Here is a 17,912-nt window from a genome sequence, read left to right on the forward strand (position 1 = left end):
GTCATCTCATCGGGGGCGGGGAACCGCCCGTGCGGGTTGCTGGAACTGCGTTGCTGACCTGCTGCCCGGGAGCAGCGGGTCGGGGTTCAGCGACCCAGCAGTCGGTTGATGCGCTTGACGTCGGCCTTGGCCACCGCTTCGGTGCCCTCGAGCCGGCGGGTGACACGGCTGGACTTCTTCTCCAGGATGTGCCGACGACCGGCCTGCTCGCGCCGCAGCTTGCCCGTGCCGGTCACCTTGAAGCGCTTCGAGGTGCCCTTGTGGGTCTTGTTCTTCGGCATCTTCTCGTCCTCGTTTCGTACTGATGCCGGGCGGGGGCGCGGACTGCGTCCCGGCCCGGCGTCACATCACGAGCCCTGCGGACTTACGCGTTCGCCTTGGGCTTGGTCTTGTTCGTCTTGTGCGGCGCAAGGACCATGATCATGTTTCGGCCGTCCTGCTTCGGGTTGGCCTCGATGAATCCGAGTTCGGAAACGTCGTCGGCCAGTCGCTGCAGCAGGCGGAAGCCCAACTCGGGACGCGACTGCTCACGACCACGGAACATGATCGTCACCTTGACCTTGTGACCCTGGTTGAGGAAGCGGGTCACGTGGCCCTTCTTCGTCTCGTAGTCGTGCGGGTCGATCTTCGGCCGGAGCTTCTGCTCCTTGATGACGGTCTGCTGCTGGTTGCGACGCGATTCGCGAGCCTTCTGCGCGCTCTCGTACTTGAACTTGCCGTAGTCCATGAGCTTGCAGACCGGCGGGCGCGCCTGCGGGGCGACCTCGACAAGGTCCAGATCCGCTTCCTGGGCCAGCCGGAGCGCGTCCTCGATGCGGACGATGCCGACCTGTTCACCGTTGGGTCCGACCAAGCGGACCTCCGGAACCCGGATGCGGTCGTTGATGCGCGTCTCGGAGCTGATGGGCCCTCCTCGGTTCGATGGCTTAGTAACTGCACCGCGGCGCGTAGAGCTCACCCCGGAATGCAGAGGTCCCGCCGGCTACCGCTTCCGCGGGCCGCGGGACCCTGACTCCAAACCGATCGAACCGGTACCGCAATACCGTTCGTGCCACCGATGGCTCGCACCACCGACAGGACCGGAACCCGGAAGCCTGTGGCGGCTACGCGGGTGGGAGCGGGACTCCACTTTGCCGCCCCCGCTTAAGCAGGGGCTGGTCGTGCGTGTCAGGGTAGCAGGCGTGACCGAACCGCAGCCAACCCCGTCCCCGAACGCGTCCGACCTGCCAGGTGAGCCGGTACCCGACGCGGACATGGAACTCAACGTCCGCGAGCTCGCCGATGTTCCCAGCGTCGAGGTGATCAGCCGGGCCGCGGTCATGCTGATGTCCGCGGCCGCGGAGAAGCTCGGGCTGGCCGCCGAGGACCCGGACACCGCGGCGGAGCGCGACCTGGACGAGGCGCGCCGGCTGATCACCGCGCTGGCCGGACTGGTCACCTCCTCCGTCGAATACCTGGGGCCGCACGCGGGCCCGGTCCGCGACGGGCTGCAGACGCTGCAGCGCGCGTTCCGCGAGGCGTCCACCCACCCGGACGCCCCGGGTCAGGGCCCGGGCGAGAAGTACACCGGCCCGGTGTACTGAGCTCACCGGACGAGCAGGAAGACGCCGAGGCCGATCGCGGCCACGCCCAGCGCGAAGCCGATGGCCTCGCCGCGCGGGGCCGCTTTCTCCAGCGCGATCAGCGCCGCCAGGACCGCCATCCACACGAGGTTCATGGCGCCCGCGGCGAGCAGCACGACGGTCAGCGCCCAGCAGCAGCCCAGGCAGTACCCGCCGTGGTGCACGCCCACCCACAGCGCGCCCGCGCGGCTGCGCAGGGCGGTGTCGCCGTGGCGCACCAGCAGGGCCAGCGGCGAGCGGCAGCGGGCCAGGCACCAGCGCTTCAGCGGCGTGAACTGGTACGCGCCCGCGGAGATGAGCACGACCGCGCCGACCCGCACCGACACCTCGTCGCCCCACATCGCGATCGCGTCGAACCCCCGCAGGACGGCGTAGGCGGGCACCCCGGTGGCGCTCCAGACGACCAGGTAGCCCGCCGTCAGGGCGGCGACGGTGCCGCGGCGGGCGTGGCGCGCCGCGGCCAGCCGGCGCACGCCGATGGTGAACGGCGTGCTGGCGGGCAGCATCATCGCCGCCATCATCACCGGCCAGATCAGCAGGAACAGCGGCATGGCGGACATCGCCATCGCGCCGGTGAGGATTCCCGCGGTCATGTCGGGCATCGCCGCGAGGCCGGTGATCAGCCAGGCCGTCCCGGCGAGCGCGAGCAGTGCGACCGCCAGCGCGAGCTCCGCGCGCGACCAGGTGCGCGGGGCCGGGATGCCGCGCCGGGCGGCGGCGCGGGTCATGCCGCGTCCGGTCCCGTCCAGTCGAACGGGATGAGCTTGCTGGAATTGCCCACGCGCTCCCAGCTGAAGCCGTACGCGTCGGCCCGGTCGGACGTCGCCCTCCCCCAGGTCGCCGGCGGCTGACCGGGGCCGACCTCCGCGCCGGGCAGGTTGTGCACCTGGACGCGAGCGCCTTCGGCGCTGGTGGGGCCGGTGAGCGCGGTGACGACGGCCTCCGCGCAGCCGGGGATCCGCACCCGCCAGGAGGACAGGTCGTCGGCGATGTCGACCTCGATCGGGCTCGTCTCCGCGGCCACGATCTCCGGCCCGAAGAGCTCGCCGAACCGCTGCGGCCAGCCGCCGGCCCGCCCGGTGAAGATCGTCCGGAGCGCGGCGTACTGCGCCTCGCCGGCGCGTTCGTCGAAGAACACCGCGGCGCGGGCGTCGCGGTGTTCCCCGGTCCAGATGTTGCCGGTGAAGGACGCGAGCATCGCGACGTTGAGGCCGCCGAGATCCAGGTCGCCGTAGTTGCCGGCGCGGATGTGCCAGAGGAGGACGCCGTCGCAATCGCCGTAGGTCGGCGGTTGGGCGAACGAGCAGGGGCACGGGATCGCGCACTTGCAGGCGTCGAACCAGACGCCCGCCAGGTGCCATTGCGCAACTCCGGGCGCGTTCATCTCGATCCCCCGAGGCGCGTCGGTGGTGGTCCGCCGCCAGCATCCATGATCCGCATCCCCATCGGCACGGCCGAAAGACCCGCGCGGCGGCACCTGTTGCACTCGGCGCAATGCACAGTGGATCGCATTGCACTTCGCGCAATGCACAGTGGACGGTTAATACCCGAAATCCTTGCACTGCCGCAAGATCTTGACCACTGCCCGATGCTGACTTAGCGTTTGTTCGCTCCACACAACAAAAAATTCCAGGGGTGAACGTGGCCGATCCGGTCGAGTTACTCGCGAACCTCGTTCGCATTCCAAGCATCAATCCGCGAGAGCGCGCTGAACCGGCCGAAACCGAGCTCGCCGAGAACATCGCGCAGTGGGCGTCCGAACGCGGAATGCAGGCGCACACCGAAGAAGTCCTCGACGGGCGACGGAACGTGATCGTCACGCTACCCGGCGACGACGACCGCCCGCTGCTGCTCGAATCACATTTGGACACCGTCGAAACCGACGGCATGACGATCGACCCGTTCGACCCGGTGGTGCGCGACGGGCGGCTGTACGGGCGCGGGGCGTGCGACGCGAAGGCGCCGCTGGCGGTCTTCCTGACCGCGATGGCGCGGCTGGCCGAACGCGGGCCGAGGCCCCGGACGGTGGTGCTGGCGGGCGTCGTCGACGAGGAGCACCTCTACCGCGGCGTGACCGCGCTGCGCGCCAGCGGCCTGCCCACCCCGGTCGGCGCGATCGTCGGCGAGCCCACCGAGCTGCGAATGGTGGTGGCGCACAAGGGATGCATGCGCTGCCGCATCGAGGCGCACGGCGAAGGCGGGCACAGCTCGCAGCCGTGGGACAAGACCAACGCCATCGAGGTCGCCGCCGACGTGGTGCGCTACCTGCAGCGCGAACACGCCCCGCGGCTGGCGGCGCTGGCCCGCCCACTGGTCGGCCCGCCGTCGCTCGCGGTCACGCTGATCGAGGGCGGGCAGGGACCGAACGTCCTGCCGGACAGCTGCGTGCTGACCATCGACCGGCGGACCGTCGGCGGCGAGGACCCGCACGAGGTGTGGGCCGCGCTGCGCGCCGAGCTCGCCGATCGCTGGCCGGTGACGGTGCACGAGCCGCACATCGTCGACTACTCGCTGGACAGCGACCCGGCCGATCCGTTCGTCCGCACCGTGGCCGGGAGCCTGCGCGAATCCGGGCTGGATGCGGCGCCGCTGGGCGTCGGTTACGGCACCGACGCGAGCAAGATCGCCCTGGACGGGGTGCCCGCCGTGGTGTTCGGACCGGGCTCGATCGCCTGCGCGCACACCGCCGACGAGTCCGTTCCGCTCGACGAGGTCCGCACCGCGGTCGACGTCGTCGAACGCGTCCTGCGCACCGGAGGTGCCCCGGCATGACGACCACCGCAACGACCACGGCCCCGACCCGCCGGCGCTTCGGCGTGCTGGCCGCGGACTTCATGATCCTCGGCCTGAACTACGCCGACCGGGCCGCGTTCGGCATCGCCGGGCCGCTGATCATCGCCGAGTTCGGCTTCTCCAACGCCGCGTTCGGCTGGCTGGCCAGCATCTTCGCGCTCGCCTACTCGCCGTTCGGGTTCATCGGCGGCTGGCTGGCCGACCGGTTCGGGCCGCGCAACGTGATGGGCTGGGCGGTGATCGCCTGGTCGGCGTTCACCGCGCTGACCGCCGCCGGCGTCGGCTTCGTCAGCCTGCTGATCATCCGGTTCCTCTTCGGCGCCGGCGAAGGTCCACAAGCGACGGTCACCGCGAAGCTGATGCACAGCTGGTTCCCGAAGCGGGAACTGGGCACCGCGCTGGGCATCGCCAACGCGGCGACGCCGCTGGGTGGCGCGATCGCCACGCCGGTCGTGGTCGGCATCATGCACGCCACCCAGGGCAACTGGCGGATCCCGTTCCTGGTCTTCGGCGCGCTGGGCATCCTGGCCGCGGTCGGCTGGTTCGCCGTCGTCCGCGACTCCCCCGAACAGCACCCGAAGGTCAACGCCGCCGAGCTGCAGGCGATCCGCGGCGACCAGGCGGCCACGAGCGTCGAGGAGCAGGCCGACGCGCCCGGCTTCTGGCACTGCGTGGGCAAGCCCGCGGTGTGGGCGACCGCGATCGCGTACTTCGGCTACGCGTGGATCCTGTGGACGTTCGTGTCCTGGTTCCCGAACTACCTCGTGCAGGAGCGGGGCATCGACCTGGACGAGCTGGCGATCTCCGGCGCGATCCCGTGGGTCGGCGGCTGCATCGGGCTGATCGTCGGCGGGGTGGCCACGGACTGGCTCGTCCGGCGGGTCGGCGACTCGGCCGCCCCGCGCCGCTGGATGGTGATCGTCTGCCTGACCGCGACCGCGCTGCTGTTCGCCCTGGTGTCGACGCTGACGAGCACGTTCGCCGCGGTGCTGGTGATGACCGTCGTGGTGTTCCTGCTGTACCTCACCGGCGCCCAGTACTGGATCATCGTGGGCGAAGCGGTGCCCGCGTCGCGCTACGGCGCCGTCTCGGGCGCGGTGCAGATGTTCGCGACGTCCGCGTCGATCTTCGCGCCGCTGGTGACCGGCTACCTCGCCGACTCGGCGTGGGGCTGGGGCGGGGTGTTCGTGGTGGCGGGCGCGATCACCATCATCGGGCCGGTCCTCCTGCTCTTCGCCGGCCGCCGCTGACCGGACGAAGCGCGAAGGGCCACCTCCCGCCCGATGCGGGAGGTGGTCCTTCGCTCGTTGCTACGGATTGACGGCCAGGAACAGGAACGCCGCCAGCAACGCCAGGTGGACGCAGCCCTGGAGACGGGTGGCGCGGCCCGGGACGACCGTGAGGACGCTGACGATGACGGTCAGGGTGAACAGCACCAGCTGGGTTCCGCCCAGGCCGAGATGCAGCGGGTCGTCCAGCCAGATCGTGGCGAGCGCGATCACCGGGATGGTCAGGCCGATGCTGGCGATCGCCGAGCCGTAGCCGAGGTTGAGGCTGATCTGCATCCGCCGGCGGCGGGCGGCGCGCACCGCCGCGATCGTCTCCGGCAGCAGCACCAGCATCGCGATCACCACGCCGACGAAGGACTGCGGGAAGCCGAACGCGTCGACCGCGGCCTCGATCGCCGGGGACTCCAGCTTCGACAGCCCGACGACGGCGACCAGCGCGATCAGCAGCAGCACGATGCTCACCACGGTCTGGCGGCCGGTCGGCGGCGGCGCGTGGTCGTCCTCCGGAGCGACGGCGCCCTCGTCGGTGACCGGCAGGAAGAAGTCGCGGTGCCGGACGGTCTGGGTGAACACGAACATGGCGTACAGCACGATCGACGCGACGGCGGCGAAGGCCAGCTGCGACGACGAGTACTCCGGCCCCGGCACCGCGGTGGTGAAGGTCGGGAACACCAGGCTCAGCGCGCCCAACGTCGTCACCGTCGCCAGCTCCGCGCCGGTGCCTTCGGCGTTGAAGCTCGTCACGCCGTAGCGCAGGGCGCCCATCAGCAGGGACAGCCCGACGATGCCGTTGGTGGTGATCATGATCGCGGCGAAGATCGTGTCCCGGGCCAGCGTCACGGTCTCCGGCCCGCCGGAGATCATCAGCGTGACGATCAGCCCGACCTCGATGACCGTGACGGCGACCGCCAGGACCAGCGAGCCGAACGGTTCGCCCACCTTGTGCGCGATGACCTCGGCGTGGTGCACCGCGGTGAGCACGGCGCCCGCGAGCAGGACCGCGAGGACGATCACCATGCCTATGCCGAGTCCTTTGCCGGGCCAGGCGACGGCCAGCGCGACGATCGCGAGCACCGGTACCAGCACGTTCCAGGACAACACCGAACGCAACGACATGTGTCCACAGTAGATCTCGTGCCGCCCGGGACGGTGGAACTCACTGGCGTCCGGCGCGGCGGCTTGCCAGGCTGTCCGAGGAGGTGTGCCGGAATGGTTTCCGTTGATCGGTTGCTGGTGTTCGCGGCGATGTCCTTGGTGATCATCGCGGTACCGGGGCCAAGCGTGTTGTTCGTCGTCGGCCGGGCCCTGGCCCACGGCAGACGCACCGCGCTGACCAGCGTCGTCGGCAACGCCATCGGGTGCTACCTGGTCGCCATCGCGGTCGCGCTCGGCGTCGGTGCGGTGGTGGCGCAGTCGATCGCGGTGTTCACCGCGATCAAGGTCGCGGGCGCGGTGTACCTGGTCTACCTGGGCATCAAGGCGCTGCGCAGCAGTCGCCCGCTGGCGGCGCAGCCGCCCGAGCAGGCGCCGGCCTTCGGCAGCCTGCGAACGCTGCGGGAGGGCGTGGTGGTGGGGGTGGCGAACCCGAAGACGTTCATCTTCTTCTCGGCGGTGGTTCCGCAGTTCGTCGATCCCGCACTGGGCAACGTCCCGGTGCAGATGCTGCTGCTCGCCCTGATCCCGATCGGCATCGCGCTGGTCTCGGACAGCGCCTGGGGCCTGTTCGCGGCCACGGCCCGCAATTGGCTCGCCAGCGCCCCGCGCCGCCTGGCGATGGTCCAGAAGGCGGGCGGCTTCGCCATGATCGGCCTCGGTCTCTCCGTCGCCGTCACCGGCCGCAAGGAATGAGCGAAGGGCGCCTCCTGCCGGAGGCGCCCTTCATCGCGAGGCGATCAGTCCAGGACGGCCAGCGCGTCGATCTCGACGAGGAGCCCGGCGGGGAGGCCGACGTAGACCGTCGTGCGGGCCGGGAACGGCTCGCCGACGACTCGCGCGTAGGTCTCGTTCATCTCCGCGAACTGCGAGACATCCGTCAGGTACACCCGCAGCATCAGCACGTCTTCCAGGGAGCCGCCCTCGGCCTCCAGGATCGCGATGATGTTGCGCAGGCACTGCTCGGTCTGCTCGGGGACGCCGCCCTCGACCACCTTGCCGGTCGCCGGGTCCACGGCGGTCTGGCCCGAGACCTGCAGGATGTTGCCCTTGCGGACGCCCTGCGACAGCGGGATGCTCGCCGGCGGCTTGGGGGCTTTGTCGGTGCTGACCACGGTCCTGGCCATCAGACTTCCTTTCCTTTCGGGTTCTTGCGCTGCCACCCCAGCTCGGCGGAAACCTCGCCGGCGGCGCGCAGCACGTCGTCGACGAGACCGAGCAGTCCGTCGAAGTCCAGCAATATCTTGGGAACCGAGAGCGACACGGCGGCGACGGCCTCGCCGCGGTGGTTGCGGATCGGCGCCCCGACGCAGTGGATGAAGTCCTCGTGCTCGCTGCGGTCCACCGCGTAGCCCTGGGCTCGCACCCGGTCCAGCTCGGTCAGGAACCGGTCGGCCGAGTCGATCGTGTTGGCGGTCATCTTCGGGTACTTGAGCTGCTCGGCGAACCGGCGGCGCTGCTGCGTCGGCCAGTCGGCCAGCAGGGCCTTGCCGACGGCCGTGCAGTGCACCGGCGCGCGACGGCCGATGCGGGAGTACATCCTGACCGGGTGCCGGCTGTCCACCTTGTCGATGTAGACGACCTGGTCGTCCTCGAGGGTCGCCAGGTGCACCGTGTGCCCGCTGATCTCCCCCAGCTCGACCAGGTGGCGGCGGGCGACGGTGCGCACGTCGAGGTCTTCCAGCGCTTGATGGGCCAGGTCGAACAGGGCGCTGCCGAGGCGGTAGTGGTGCACGTCCTCGCGGCGCACGAAACGGCCCGATTCGAGGGTGCGCAGCAGGCGCATGGCGGTGGATTTGTGCACGCCCAAACGCTGCGCGAGCTGGTCGAGCGTTTGCGGGCCGGCGGCGAGTGCGGTCAGCACGGTCAGACCGCGTTCCAGGCTCTGGCTCACCGACCACTCCATCCGTTGACGTGCTGCGCCGCTGATGGTACATACCTACCCGGCATTTTACGCAACCGGCGTTGCAGTCTACGCAATAGGAGGCCTTCGTGTCGACACGGGGGATCAACACCGCAGCGGTGCGCGCGCTGCACGACGAGCGCATCGACTGGCGTTTCAAGGGCATGCCGTCCGATGCCTTCGGCCGCACCGTCGGCGACTTCCTCGCGCAGCGCCCGAAGTTGCACGAGGCGGGCTTCGTCGGCCCGCTGCTGGTGCTCGATGATGCGGCCTTGCGGCACAACCTGCGGACCATGGCGGACTGGTGCGCCCGGCACGGCCTGCAGCTCGCGCCGCACGGCAAGACGACGATGGCCCCGCAGCTCTTCGAACTGCAGCTGGCGAACGGCTCGTGGGGCATCACCGCGGCGAACCTCAGCCAGCTGCGGGTCTACCGGGCGTTCGGGGTGGAGCGGATCATGCTCGCCAACCAGCTGCTGGACGCCAGCGGCCTGGCGTGGCTGGCCGACGAGCTGGACGCCCACCCCGAGTTCGAGTTCAGCTGCTTCGTGGACTCGGTGCGCGGCGTGCGGCTGATGACCGAGGCGCTGGCCCGGCACGGCGCGTCGCGGCAGGTCGACGTGCTGGTCGAGCTGGGCAGCGACGGCGCCCGGACCGGCGCGCGCACGATCGCGGAAGCACGCGAGATCGCCGACCTCGTGCTGGAGAACCCGATGCTGCGGCTCGTCGGCGTCGGCGGCTACGAAGGCGCGCTCGGCCACGACATCAGCGAGCAGTCGCTGTCCGCAGTGGACGGATACATGCGCCGCTTGCGGGAGCTCGTCGCGGAACTGGCTGAGGCAGGCCACTTCTCGGGCCTGGACGAGGTGATCGTCACCTGCGGCGGCAGCGCCTACTTCGACCAGGTCGCCGAGGCGTTCACCGAGCCGTGGCCCGCCGGGCTGCCGGTGGTGCCGGTGCTGCGCAGCGGCGGATACCTGCTGCACGACGACGGCTTCTACCGGGTCCGCTCACCGTTCGGCCGCGAGCACCGGCTGACGGGCGAGGAACGGCCGTTCCACCCCGCGATGCGGGTGTGGGCGCAGGTCACCTCGCGGCCGGAGGAGGGCCTGGCACTGCTGACCATGGGCCGCCGGGACGTGTCCTTCGACCAGGACCTGCCCGAACCGCAGGTGATCCGCGGCGCGGACGGCGAGATCCGGGAGCTGGCCGCCGGTTCGTGCGAGGTGACGTCGCTTGCCGACCAGCACGCGTTCCTGACCGTGCGCGGCGCCGATCTGCAGATCGGTGACTGGATCGGCTTCGGGTTGTCGCACCCCTGCACGGTGTTCGACAAGTGGACCCTGATCCCGGTCGTCGACGGCGACACCGTGATCGACCTGGTGCGCACGTTCTTCTAGGACGACCGCGCGAACGCACGCACCTCCGGGTGCGACGAGGACCGAACTGGGAGGTTTCTTTCAAGAAGCGGCGGCAGCCGCTTGCAGTGTGGGACTCAGCTCGCACCGCCGCGGGTTCTCAGGAGTCTTCTCGCGAGGACAGCCCTGGCGCCGCGTATTGGTCATACATAAGCCGGGGATCCCGGAGTCGAGAAGGCTTCTGAGGTTCCGCCACCTGCACCGCTCCGCAAGCCGCTGAAAAGAATTCCTGATTCCGAAAGGTTCCAACATGGACATTGTGGTCCACGGGGCTCGGGTCGTCGATGGAGACGGCGGCCCGGGGTACCTCGCCGACGTCGGGATCGAGCGCGGGCGGATCGCCGAGATCGCCGGGCCGGGGCGGTTGAGCGGCAAGCGCTCGATCGACGCCGACGGCCTGGTGCTCGCGCCCGGCTTCATCGACATGCACGCGCACTCGGACCTGCAGATCCTGGCCGCGCCCGACCACACCGCGAAGGTGTCGCAGGGCGTGACGCTGGAGGTCATCGGGCAGGACGGGTTGTCCTACGCGCCCGTGGACGACGCCACGCTGGCCACGGTGCGCGCCCAGATCGCGGGCTGGAACGACGACCCGCCGGGATTCGACTGGAACTGGCGCAGCGTCGCCGAATACCTCGACCGGCTCGACACCGGCATCGCCGCCAACGCCGCGTACCTGGTGCCGCAGGGCACGCTGCGGCTGCTGTGCGTCGGCTACGACGACCGCGCGGCCACCGACGCCGAACTCGACCGGATGCGCGAGGTCCTGGCGCGATCGCTGGACGAGGGCGCCTTCGGCATGTCCTCGGGGCTGACCTACACGCCCGGGATGTACGCCGACACCGGTGAGCTCGCCGCGCTCTGCGAGGTCGTCGCGGCCCGCGGCGGGTTCTACAGCCCGCACCACCGCAGCTACGGCGCCGGCGCGCTGGCCGCGTACGCCGAGATGATCGAGATCAGCAGGACCACCGGCTGCCCGCTGCACCTCGCGCACGCCACCATGAACTTCAGCGTCAACAAGGGCCGGGCCGCCGACCTGCTGTCCATGTTGGACGAAGCGCTCGCCGGGGGCTGCGACATCAGCCTCGACACCTACCCCTACCTGCCGGGCAGCACCTCGCTGCACGCGCTGCTGCCCAGCTGGGCGATGGAGGGCGGCGTGGCGGCGACCCTGGAGCGGCTGCGGGATCCGGTGCAGCGGGCCAGGATTCGCGTCGTCCTGGAGGAGCAGGGCTCCGACGGCTGCCACGGCGTGCCGGTCGAATGGGACACCATCGAGATCAACGGCGTCCGGCGGGCCGGCAACGCGCACCTGGTGGGGCGCAGCGTCGCCGAATCCGCCCGCACGGCCGGGCAGCAGCCGACGGAGTTCTACTTCGACGTGCTGGTGTCGGAGGAACTCGGCAGTTCGTGCCTGATGCACGTCGGCCACGAGGAGAACGTGCAGGCCATCATGCGGCACCGGGTGCACACCGGCGGCAGCGACGGGCTGCTGGTCGGGGCCCGCCCGCATCCGCGCGCGTGGGGCACCTTCCCCCGCTACCTGGGGCATTACGTGCGCGAGCTCGGGGTGCTGGGGCTGGAGGAATGCGTCCAGCACCTGACCGCCCGCGCGGCCGACCGGCTCGGCCTGACCGACCGGGGCCGGGTCCGCGAGGGATTCGCGGCGGACCTGGTGCTGTTCGACCCCGAAACCGTCGCCGACACGGCGACTTTCGACGAGCCCCGCCAGCAGGCGGTCGGCATCCCCTACGTCCTGGTCAACGGCGTGCCGGTGATCGACGACGGCCACCGCACCGACGCCCTACCGGGCCACGCCCTGCGCAAGCCCGCCTGAAAGTGAATCTCCGGACTCGTTTTACGTGGCGGTGCGAGTAGCGGCCCCCCTGCGGGAATTACGGTCGCCTTCTCGCTGTGGGATCCCCGACATCATGAATGCCCATTCACCACGTCGGGGCTGTCCTCGCGAGAAGACCCCTGAGCACCCGCGGCGGCGCCGGTTGCGTGCGTGGGCTAAGCGGCTGCGCCGCTTGAGAACAAGCTCCAAGAACAAACTGAACCCGATGCTTCGCCCCTCCCCTCCCCCCTAGAGGAGCCCCGCAGTGGACACCTTCCTCCACTGGCTGCAGCACGAGACCTCCGGACTGCTCACGTTGTGCGCGGTCGGCATCGCGGTGCTGCTGCTGATGATCATCAAGTTCCGCATCGAACCGTTCATCGCCCTGATCGTCTCCGGGCTGCTGATCGCGCTGGCCGCCGGCCTGTCGGTCCAGGAGATCGTCGGCACCGCGCAGAAGAGCAGCGAATCGCTGCTGGAAGGTGGTTTCGCCGGAATCCTCGGGCACATCACCGCGATCGTCGGCCTCGGCACGATCCTCGGCTCGATGCTGGAGGCCTCCGGCGGCGCGCAGCTGCTGACCCGCAGGCTGCTCGCCGCCTTCGGCGAGCGCCGCGCGCCGCTGGCGATGGGCCTGTCCGGCTTGGTGTTCGGCATCCCCGTGTTCTTCGACATCGGCATCTTCGTGCTGGCGCCGCTGGTGTACGTGGTGGCCCGGCAGGGCAAGCGGTCCATCCTGCTGTACTGCCTGCCACTGGTGGCCGGGCTGTCCATGACGCACGCGTTCCTGCCGCCGCACCCCGGCCCGGTGGTGGCCGCCGGGCTGCTCGGGGTGGACCTGGGCTGGGTGATCCTGATGGGATTCGCCTGCGGCATCCCGGCCTTCATCGCCAGCGGTCTGCTCTACCCGGTCTGGATCGGCAACCGCATCCACCTGCCGGTGCCGGAGGACATGCTGGCCGCGGCCGACGCGGTCGCCGAGAAGAACGCCGCCGAGGGCCGCCGCGATCCGGGCCTGGGCACCGTCGGGTTCATCATCGGCCTGCCGATGGTGCTGATCCTCGGCGCCACCTTCGGCAGCGTCACGCTGCCCAAGGGCAGCACGGCGCTGAACGTGCTGACCTTCTTCGGCAATCCCACCGTGGCGCTGACCATCGCGGTGCTGCTGTCGTTCTGGCTGCTGGGCACGCGGCGCGGGATGACCGGCAAGGAGATCTCCGAGCTGACCGGCGCCGCGCTGCGCCCGCTGGGGATGATCCTGCTGGTGATCGGCGCGGGCGGGTTCTTCGGCAAGGTGCTGGCCGAAACCGGCGTCGGCGAGGCGCTGGCCGGGTCGCTGCAGTCCACCGGGCTGCCGGTGCTGGTGTCGGCGTACGTGATCAGCAGCGGCCTGCGCATCGCGCAGGGTTCGGCGACGGTGGCGATCGTGACCACCGGCGGCATCATCGCCCCGCTGCTGCACGCCGGCGACTACTCGCAGGCGCAGCTGGCGCTGATCGCGGTGGCCATCGCCGCCGGCTCGATCATCGCCTCGCACGTCAACGATGGCGGCTTCTGGATCATCAGCCGCTACTTCGGCATCCCGGTCAAGGACATGCTGAAGAGCTGGACGGTGCTGGAGACGATCCTGTCGCTGGTGGGCTTCGCGATGGCAGCCCTGCTCAGCGCACTGGTTCCGTAGCGATGATTTCAGAATGGGCTTGCATAGCGGTGCGGGTAGCGGAACCTCAGACGCCGCCTGGACTGTGGGAGCCCCGACTTACGTATGACCGAATACGCGGCATCGGGGCTGTCCTCGCCAGACGACGTCTGAGAACCCGCGGCGGTGCGAGCTGAGTCCCACACCGCATGCGGCTGACGCCGCATTCTGAAACGACCCCGGTAGCCACCGCTGGGCCGAACGGCCGGAAGGACGCCGATTTCCTTGCTGCGGCGTCGGAAATGCCCGTAATCTTCAACGGATTGTCAACTGAGGAACGGGTTCACCGACGCCGACGCGAGGAGTGTCCGCATGGGCCTGAGCAGACGGTCGTTGCTTCGATCCGCTGGTGCCGCAGCGGGTTTGGTGGGATTGACGCCGACGCTGGCGGACGCCTCCGCGCTGATCCCGGCGGATGCGCCGACCCCGCCGCGCGGCCCGGGCGAAGGGCTCGGCCCGTTCCGCAAGCTCGTGGTCCGCGGCGTCAACGTGATCGTCGGGACCGGCGGCGAGGTGCGCGGCCCGGTGGACGTCGTCATCGCGGGCAACCGGATCCACCAGATCATCCCGGCGGGCGCGCCGTCGCAACAGCTCGCGCCGAACCGGGCGCCGCACGACGCCGAGCACGAGATCGACGCGACGGGCATGTGGCTGCTGCCCGGGTTCGTGGACGAGCACGCCCACAGCGGCACGGGCGGTTCGCCGCGGACCTACGCGTACAAGCTGTGGCTGGGCCACGGCGTCACCACGGTGCGCGGTGTTTCGCTGACCAAGAACGCCGATGCCGTCGCGGACCAGGAACGCAGCGAGCACAACGAGATCGTGGCGCCGCGCATCGTCAACTACCAGACTCCGGGCAGCGGCTGGGAGGACGGCCCGGTCGATTCGCCGGAGAAGGCGCGCCGCTGGGTTGACTGGGCCGCGCGGCACGGCGTGGACGGCATCAAGTTCTTCGGCGAGGGCCCGTACGGGCGGCCGGAGATCGAGACCGCGATCGCCCGGGCGAAGCGACACGGGCTGGGCACCACCATGCACCACTCGCCGCCGATCTACCCGCAGCTCAACGCGCTGGAAACCGGTCGGCTCGGTCTGGGCACGGTGACCCACTTCTACGGCCACTTCGAGGCGCTGCTCAAGGAGGGTCGCGAACACCCGAAGCCGCCGGACTACGACTACGAGAACGAGGCGTCGCGCTGGCGCGCGGTGGCCGAGGTCATCGACTACACCTTCCCGCCGGGTTCGCCGCAGTGGCGGTCGTACCTGGCGCGGCAGCTGGACAACGGCGTGACGTTCGGGCCGACGTTCGGCGTCTACCTGGCCGGGCGGGACCTGCTGCGGGCGCGCGGCCTGGAGTGGCACCCGCGGTTCGCGCTGCCGTCGCTGTGGAACTTCTGGGAGCCGAGCCCGGAGGCGCACGGCTCGTTCTACTACGACTGGCGCACAGAGGACGAGGTGCGCTGGAAGCGCTTCTACCTGCAGTACATGCAGCTCGTCCACGACTACAAGGCGATCGGTGGCCGGATCGCGGGCGGCACCGACCCGGGCTTCATCTACAACCTGTACGGCTTCGCCAACATCGCCGAGCTGGAAATGCTGCGGGAGGCGGGGCTGTCGTCGATCGAGGCCATCGAGGCCATGACGTACGGCACCGCGCAGACGCTGGCAGAGCCGACCGGTGCCGCGCCGGAGTTCGGGCTCGTCCGGGAGGGTCTGCTGGCGGACCTGGCGATCGTCGGTGAGAACCCGCTGCAGGACCTGAAAACGCTGTACGGCACCGGAACTCCCCGGCTCGACCCCGAAACCGGCGACATCAAGCGCATCGGAGGCGTGCAGTGGACGATCCGCAACGGCATCGTCTACGACGCGAAGCGCCTGCTCGCCGACGTCGCCGAGATGGTGCAGGCGCAGAAGGCGGCCGGCGCGTGCCGGGACGTCGATCCGGACTGGAGCACCGCGGGCCCCTGTGGCGGCAACCCAGGCGCCGACGTCGCGCCCACCGCGAAACCCGCGAAGCGCGCGGCGGCGCTCCCCTGACCCGCGCGGAAAACTGCGCCGTTTTGGTCTAGTCCAATCGCGCGCGATGCGGCAGACTGACCCGCGATCATCCACCGAACAGGGAGAACATCGTGCGGGACAACGCAATGCCGCGTCGCCGGTTCCTCACCGCGGTCGGCGCAGTCGGCTTCGCCGGTGCGGCCGGGATCGCCACGACCAGCACCGCCTGCGCGGCACCCCCGGCCGCCGCGCCGCACCCCGCCGCGCCGGCGACGCACCACCAGGCGGGCCTGATGACGCTCATCGGCAGCTACACCTCGGCGAACCCGCCGGGCCGCGGCCTGGAGGTCGCGATCCGCAACGAGGCCGGCGTGCTCGAACCGTCCGGAGTGGTCGACGGGGTGCCCGACGCGTCGTTCTTCGCCTGGTCGCCGGACCACAAGTTCCTGTACGTCACCAACGAGATCCCGCAGGGCACGATCACCGCCGTGGACCTCTCCGCGCACCACCCGGTGGTGCTCAACAGCCAGCCCAGCGGCGGCGCGGGCCCGACGCACATCGCGATGCACCCCAGCGGCGAATTCCTGTTCACCGCCAACTACACCGACGGCACGGTCGCCGTGCACCGCCGCAACGCCGACGGCAGCATCGGCGAGTCCACCGACCTGGTCAAGCACCCCGGCTCCCAGCCGCACGCCCACCAGGTGCTCGTGGACCCCACCAAGAGGTGGGTCGTCGCCGTCGACCTCGGCGCGGACGCGGTGTTCGTCTACGGCTTCGACACCGCCACCGGCAAGCTCACCCAGCACCAGCACCTGGAGCTCCCGGCGGGCACCGGACCCAGGCACCTGGCGTTCAACTACACCCGCGCGTACCTGCTGGCCGAGCTGAAGTCCGAGATCACGGTGCTGGACTGGGATCCGGAGGCCGGCCGGTTCACCCCGGGCCAGGTCGTCGGCACCCGCGAGCCCGACGCATCCGGCGAGAACTTCCCGGCGGAGATCGCGATCTCCCGCGACGCGAAGTTCGCCTACGCCTCCAACCGGGGCGACGACAGCATCGCCACGTTCGCCATCGACGAAGCGGGCCTAACCTTCCAGGGCACGACGCCGACGGGCGGCAGCTGGCCCCGGCATTTCGCCCTGGACCCGGAGCAGACGTCCCTGTTCGTGGCGAACCAGCGGGCGGGCACGATCACCCGCCTGGCCCGCGACCCCGGCACCGGGATCCTCACCCCCACCCAGGACAGCTACGCCTGCCCCTCGGTCGCGGCCATCACGTTCCACGGCTGACCGGTTTCCGCCGCGGTGGCCCGGCTGGGCGCCAGGTGCCGAGCCGGGCCTCGATCCCGTCCAGGATCGTGTCGAGCCCGAGCCCGAACGAGCCGTCGAAATCGTCGTTCGCTGGGCGGCGAGGAGCCGGTCCCGGCCGGACGATTGGCCGATGACGCCGAAGCGCTGCTCGACGAGTCGCCGTTCGCACCGGATCGCGCCCGCTACCTGGGCGCACAGCTGATGGCGCTGCGCGCGGTAGCCCGGCGGCTGGCCGGAGAAGAGCCGCCGTTGCCGGAGTACGCCCGCGAATGCCTGGGTGTTATCGACCATCCACATCAACACCGATCTGCCGTTCAACCTCGCCGATCTCCTGTACGTCGTCGCGCACGAAGGACACCCCGGGCACATCGCCGAGTCGATGCTCAAAGAACGCCTGCTCGTCGACGAGCAGGGCCACCTCGACCAGCAGGTCCGGTTCATGCTCGCGCCGTCGTTCGTGATCAGCGAAGGGCTCGGCCTGCACACGGAGAGCATCGTGTTCCCCGGCGACGAGGCCCAGGCGTGGCTGACCGACAACGTCCTCGCCGAACAGGGAATCGCCCGGGATGGCAGCGATTTCGCCGCTGTCCACCGAGCTCAGAACATCCTGTTCGGAGCCTGGGCCAACGCCGCTTTCCTGGCCGCCGAGGGACGCCCGGAGCCGGAACTCGCCGCATACCTCTCGCGCTGGGCACTGCTGTCCGACGCCGAAGCCGGTGCGGCGCTGGGGTCACTGCGCGCCAGCGGGATGGCCCTGTACGTGCTGGGCTACTTCCACGGCTGGCGGCTGCTCGACGCCTGGCTCGAAGCCGCCGACCGAACCACCAGGGTCCGCCGCCTGCTCACCGAGCAGATCCTCCCAACAGACCTGGAACCCCCGGTCTGACACGC

General features: G+C 70.3%; 17 protein-coding genes. 10 read left to right on the plus strand and 7 right to left on the minus strand.

The window, feature by feature from the left end:
- Window positions 1–86: 86 nt before the first annotated feature.
- Entirely contained in the window at window positions 87–281 is a 195-nt protein-coding gene (rpmI, locus tag AC07EQ_RS34765) for a 50S ribosomal protein L35 (protein ID WP_010313612.1), read from the minus strand.
- An 83-nt stretch (window positions 282–364) separates the two neighbouring features.
- On the minus strand, window positions 365–958 hold the full coding sequence (gene infC, locus AC07EQ_RS34770) for a translation initiation factor IF-3 (RefSeq protein ID WP_093266843.1): 594 nt from the start codon (window positions 956–958) through the stop codon (window positions 365–367).
- Between the two features lie 295 nt (window positions 959–1,253).
- Here infC and AC07EQ_RS34775 point away from each other — a divergent pair, with 295 nt between their 5' ends.
- Window positions 1,254–1,583: a DUF1844 domain-containing protein gene (locus tag AC07EQ_RS34775; protein WP_478392131.1), complete on the plus strand. Its 330-nt coding sequence runs from the start codon at window positions 1,254–1,256 to the stop codon at window positions 1,581–1,583.
- A 2-nt stretch (window positions 1,584–1,585) separates the two neighbouring features.
- Here the strand turns inward: AC07EQ_RS34775 and AC07EQ_RS34780 are convergent, their stop codons facing one another.
- Together AC07EQ_RS34780 and AC07EQ_RS34785 are read right to left on the minus strand one after the other, a co-directional pair.
- On the minus strand, window positions 1,586–2,350 hold the full coding sequence (locus AC07EQ_RS34780) for a DUF2182 domain-containing protein (RefSeq protein WP_478392064.1): 765 nt from the start codon (window positions 2,348–2,350) through the stop codon (window positions 1,586–1,588).
- Window positions 2,347–3,006 (minus strand): DUF1326 domain-containing protein, encoded by a 660-nt coding sequence (locus AC07EQ_RS34785; RefSeq protein ID WP_478392065.1) that lies wholly within the window; start codon window positions 3,004–3,006, stop codon window positions 2,347–2,349. Before AC07EQ_RS34785 ends, AC07EQ_RS34780 begins: the two co-directional genes overlap by 4 nt.
- Window positions 3,007–3,263: 257 nt before the next feature.
- Between AC07EQ_RS34785 and AC07EQ_RS34790 the strand changes: the two genes are divergently transcribed.
- Window positions 3,264–4,394 carry a M20 family metallopeptidase gene (locus AC07EQ_RS34790; protein WP_478392066.1) on the plus strand — a complete coding sequence of 377 codons (1,131 nt, stop codon included), beginning with the start codon at window positions 3,264–3,266 and terminating at the stop codon, window positions 4,392–4,394.
- A complete protein-coding gene (locus tag AC07EQ_RS34795; protein WP_478392067.1) occupies window positions 4,391–5,665 on the plus strand; it encodes an MFS transporter in 1,275 nt (424 codons plus the stop codon). The genes AC07EQ_RS34790 and AC07EQ_RS34795 overlap by 4 nt, the downstream gene beginning before the upstream one ends.
- A 60-nt stretch (window positions 5,666–5,725) precedes the next feature.
- Here the strand turns inward: AC07EQ_RS34795 and AC07EQ_RS34800 are convergent, their stop codons facing one another.
- Complete coding sequence (locus AC07EQ_RS34800) at window positions 5,726–6,820, minus strand: calcium:cation antiporter (protein WP_478392068.1); 1,095 nt, start codon at window positions 6,818–6,820, stop codon at window positions 5,726–5,728.
- Between the two features lie 93 nt (window positions 6,821–6,913).
- Between AC07EQ_RS34800 and AC07EQ_RS34805 the strand changes: the two genes are divergently transcribed.
- Window positions 6,914–7,552, plus strand: a complete 639-nt coding sequence (locus AC07EQ_RS34805; protein WP_478392069.1) for a LysE family translocator — start codon at window positions 6,914–6,916, stop codon at window positions 7,550–7,552.
- 44 nt (window positions 7,553–7,596) lie between these two features.
- Here AC07EQ_RS34805 and AC07EQ_RS34810 read toward each other — a convergent pair whose 3' ends face one another.
- A complete protein-coding gene (locus tag AC07EQ_RS34810) occupies window positions 7,597–7,983 on the minus strand; it encodes a RidA family protein (RefSeq protein ID WP_132493920.1) in 387 nt (128 codons plus the stop codon).
- On the minus strand, window positions 7,983–8,750 hold the full coding sequence (locus tag AC07EQ_RS34815; RefSeq protein WP_478392070.1) for an IclR family transcriptional regulator: 768 nt from the start codon (window positions 8,748–8,750) through the stop codon (window positions 7,983–7,985). The genes AC07EQ_RS34810 and AC07EQ_RS34815 overlap by 1 nt, the downstream gene beginning before the upstream one ends.
- A gap of 173 nt (window positions 8,751–8,923) precedes the next feature.
- On the opposite strand from AC07EQ_RS34815, the gene AC07EQ_RS34820 reads away from it, so the two are divergent.
- The 6 genes from AC07EQ_RS34820 to AC07EQ_RS34845 all read left to right on the plus strand — a co-directional run bounded on the left by AC07EQ_RS34820 (window position 8,924) and on the right by AC07EQ_RS34845 (window position 17,907).
- Window positions 8,924–10,159: an amino acid deaminase gene (locus AC07EQ_RS34820; protein WP_478392132.1), complete on the plus strand. Its 1,236-nt coding sequence runs from the start codon at window positions 8,924–8,926 to the stop codon at window positions 10,157–10,159.
- Window positions 10,160–10,427: 268 nt separating this feature from the next.
- On the plus strand, window positions 10,428–12,014 hold the full coding sequence (locus AC07EQ_RS34825; RefSeq protein WP_478392071.1) for an N-acyl-D-amino-acid deacylase family protein: 1,587 nt from the start codon (window positions 10,428–10,430) through the stop codon (window positions 12,012–12,014).
- Between the two features lie 265 nt (window positions 12,015–12,279).
- Window positions 12,280–13,695 (plus strand): GntP family permease, encoded by a 1,416-nt coding sequence (locus tag AC07EQ_RS34830; RefSeq protein WP_478392072.1) that lies wholly within the window; start codon window positions 12,280–12,282, stop codon window positions 13,693–13,695.
- Between the two features lie 330 nt (window positions 13,696–14,025).
- A complete protein-coding gene (locus tag AC07EQ_RS34835) occupies window positions 14,026–15,747 on the plus strand; it encodes an amidohydrolase family protein (RefSeq protein WP_478392073.1) in 1,722 nt (573 codons plus the stop codon).
- Between the two features lie 92 nt (window positions 15,748–15,839).
- Window positions 15,840–17,000: a lactonase family protein gene (locus AC07EQ_RS34840; protein WP_478392074.1), complete on the plus strand. Its 1,161-nt coding sequence runs from the start codon at window positions 15,840–15,842 to the stop codon at window positions 16,998–17,000.
- A 298-nt stretch (window positions 17,001–17,298) separates the two neighbouring features.
- Entirely contained in the window at window positions 17,299–17,907 is a 609-nt protein-coding gene (locus AC07EQ_RS34845; RefSeq protein ID WP_478392075.1) for a hypothetical protein, read from the plus strand.
- Window positions 17,908–17,912 lie beyond the last annotated feature (5 nt).

The sequence above is a fragment of the Saccharopolyspora sp. NPDC045839 genome, from assembly GCF_056431645.1.

Bases quoted from the DNA above. Each gene is read 5' to 3' on its own strand.
- rpmI (WP_010313612.1), bottom strand. From the start codon at position 281: ATGCCGAAGAACAAGACCCACAAGGGCACCTCGAAGCGCTTCAAGGTG.
- AC07EQ_RS34775 (WP_478392131.1), top strand. From the start codon at position 1,254: ATGGAACTCAACGTCCGCGAGCTCGCCGATGTTCCCAGCGTCGAGGTG.
- AC07EQ_RS34780 (WP_478392064.1), bottom strand. From the start codon at position 2,350: ATGACCCGCGCCGCCGCCCGGCGCGGCATCCCGGCCCCGCGCACCTGG.
- AC07EQ_RS34785 (WP_478392065.1), bottom strand. From the start codon at position 3,006: ATGAACGCGCCCGGAGTTGCGCAATGGCACCTGGCGGGCGTCTGGTTC.
- AC07EQ_RS34795 (WP_478392067.1), top strand. From the start codon at position 4,391: ATGACGACCACCGCAACGACCACGGCCCCGACCCGCCGGCGCTTCGGC.
- AC07EQ_RS34800 (WP_478392068.1), bottom strand. From the start codon at position 6,820: ATGTCGTTGCGTTCGGTGTTGTCCTGGAACGTGCTGGTACCGGTGCTC.
- AC07EQ_RS34805 (WP_478392069.1), top strand. From the start codon at position 6,914: ATGGTTTCCGTTGATCGGTTGCTGGTGTTCGCGGCGATGTCCTTGGTG.
- AC07EQ_RS34810 (WP_132493920.1), bottom strand. From the start codon at position 7,983: ATGGCCAGGACCGTGGTCAGCACCGACAAAGCCCCCAAGCCGCCGGCG.
- AC07EQ_RS34820 (WP_478392132.1), top strand. From the start codon at position 8,924: ATGCCGTCCGATGCCTTCGGCCGCACCGTCGGCGACTTCCTCGCGCAG.
- AC07EQ_RS34825 (WP_478392071.1), top strand. From the start codon at position 10,428: ATGGACATTGTGGTCCACGGGGCTCGGGTCGTCGATGGAGACGGCGGC.
- AC07EQ_RS34835 (WP_478392073.1), top strand. From the start codon at position 14,026: ATGGGCCTGAGCAGACGGTCGTTGCTTCGATCCGCTGGTGCCGCAGCG.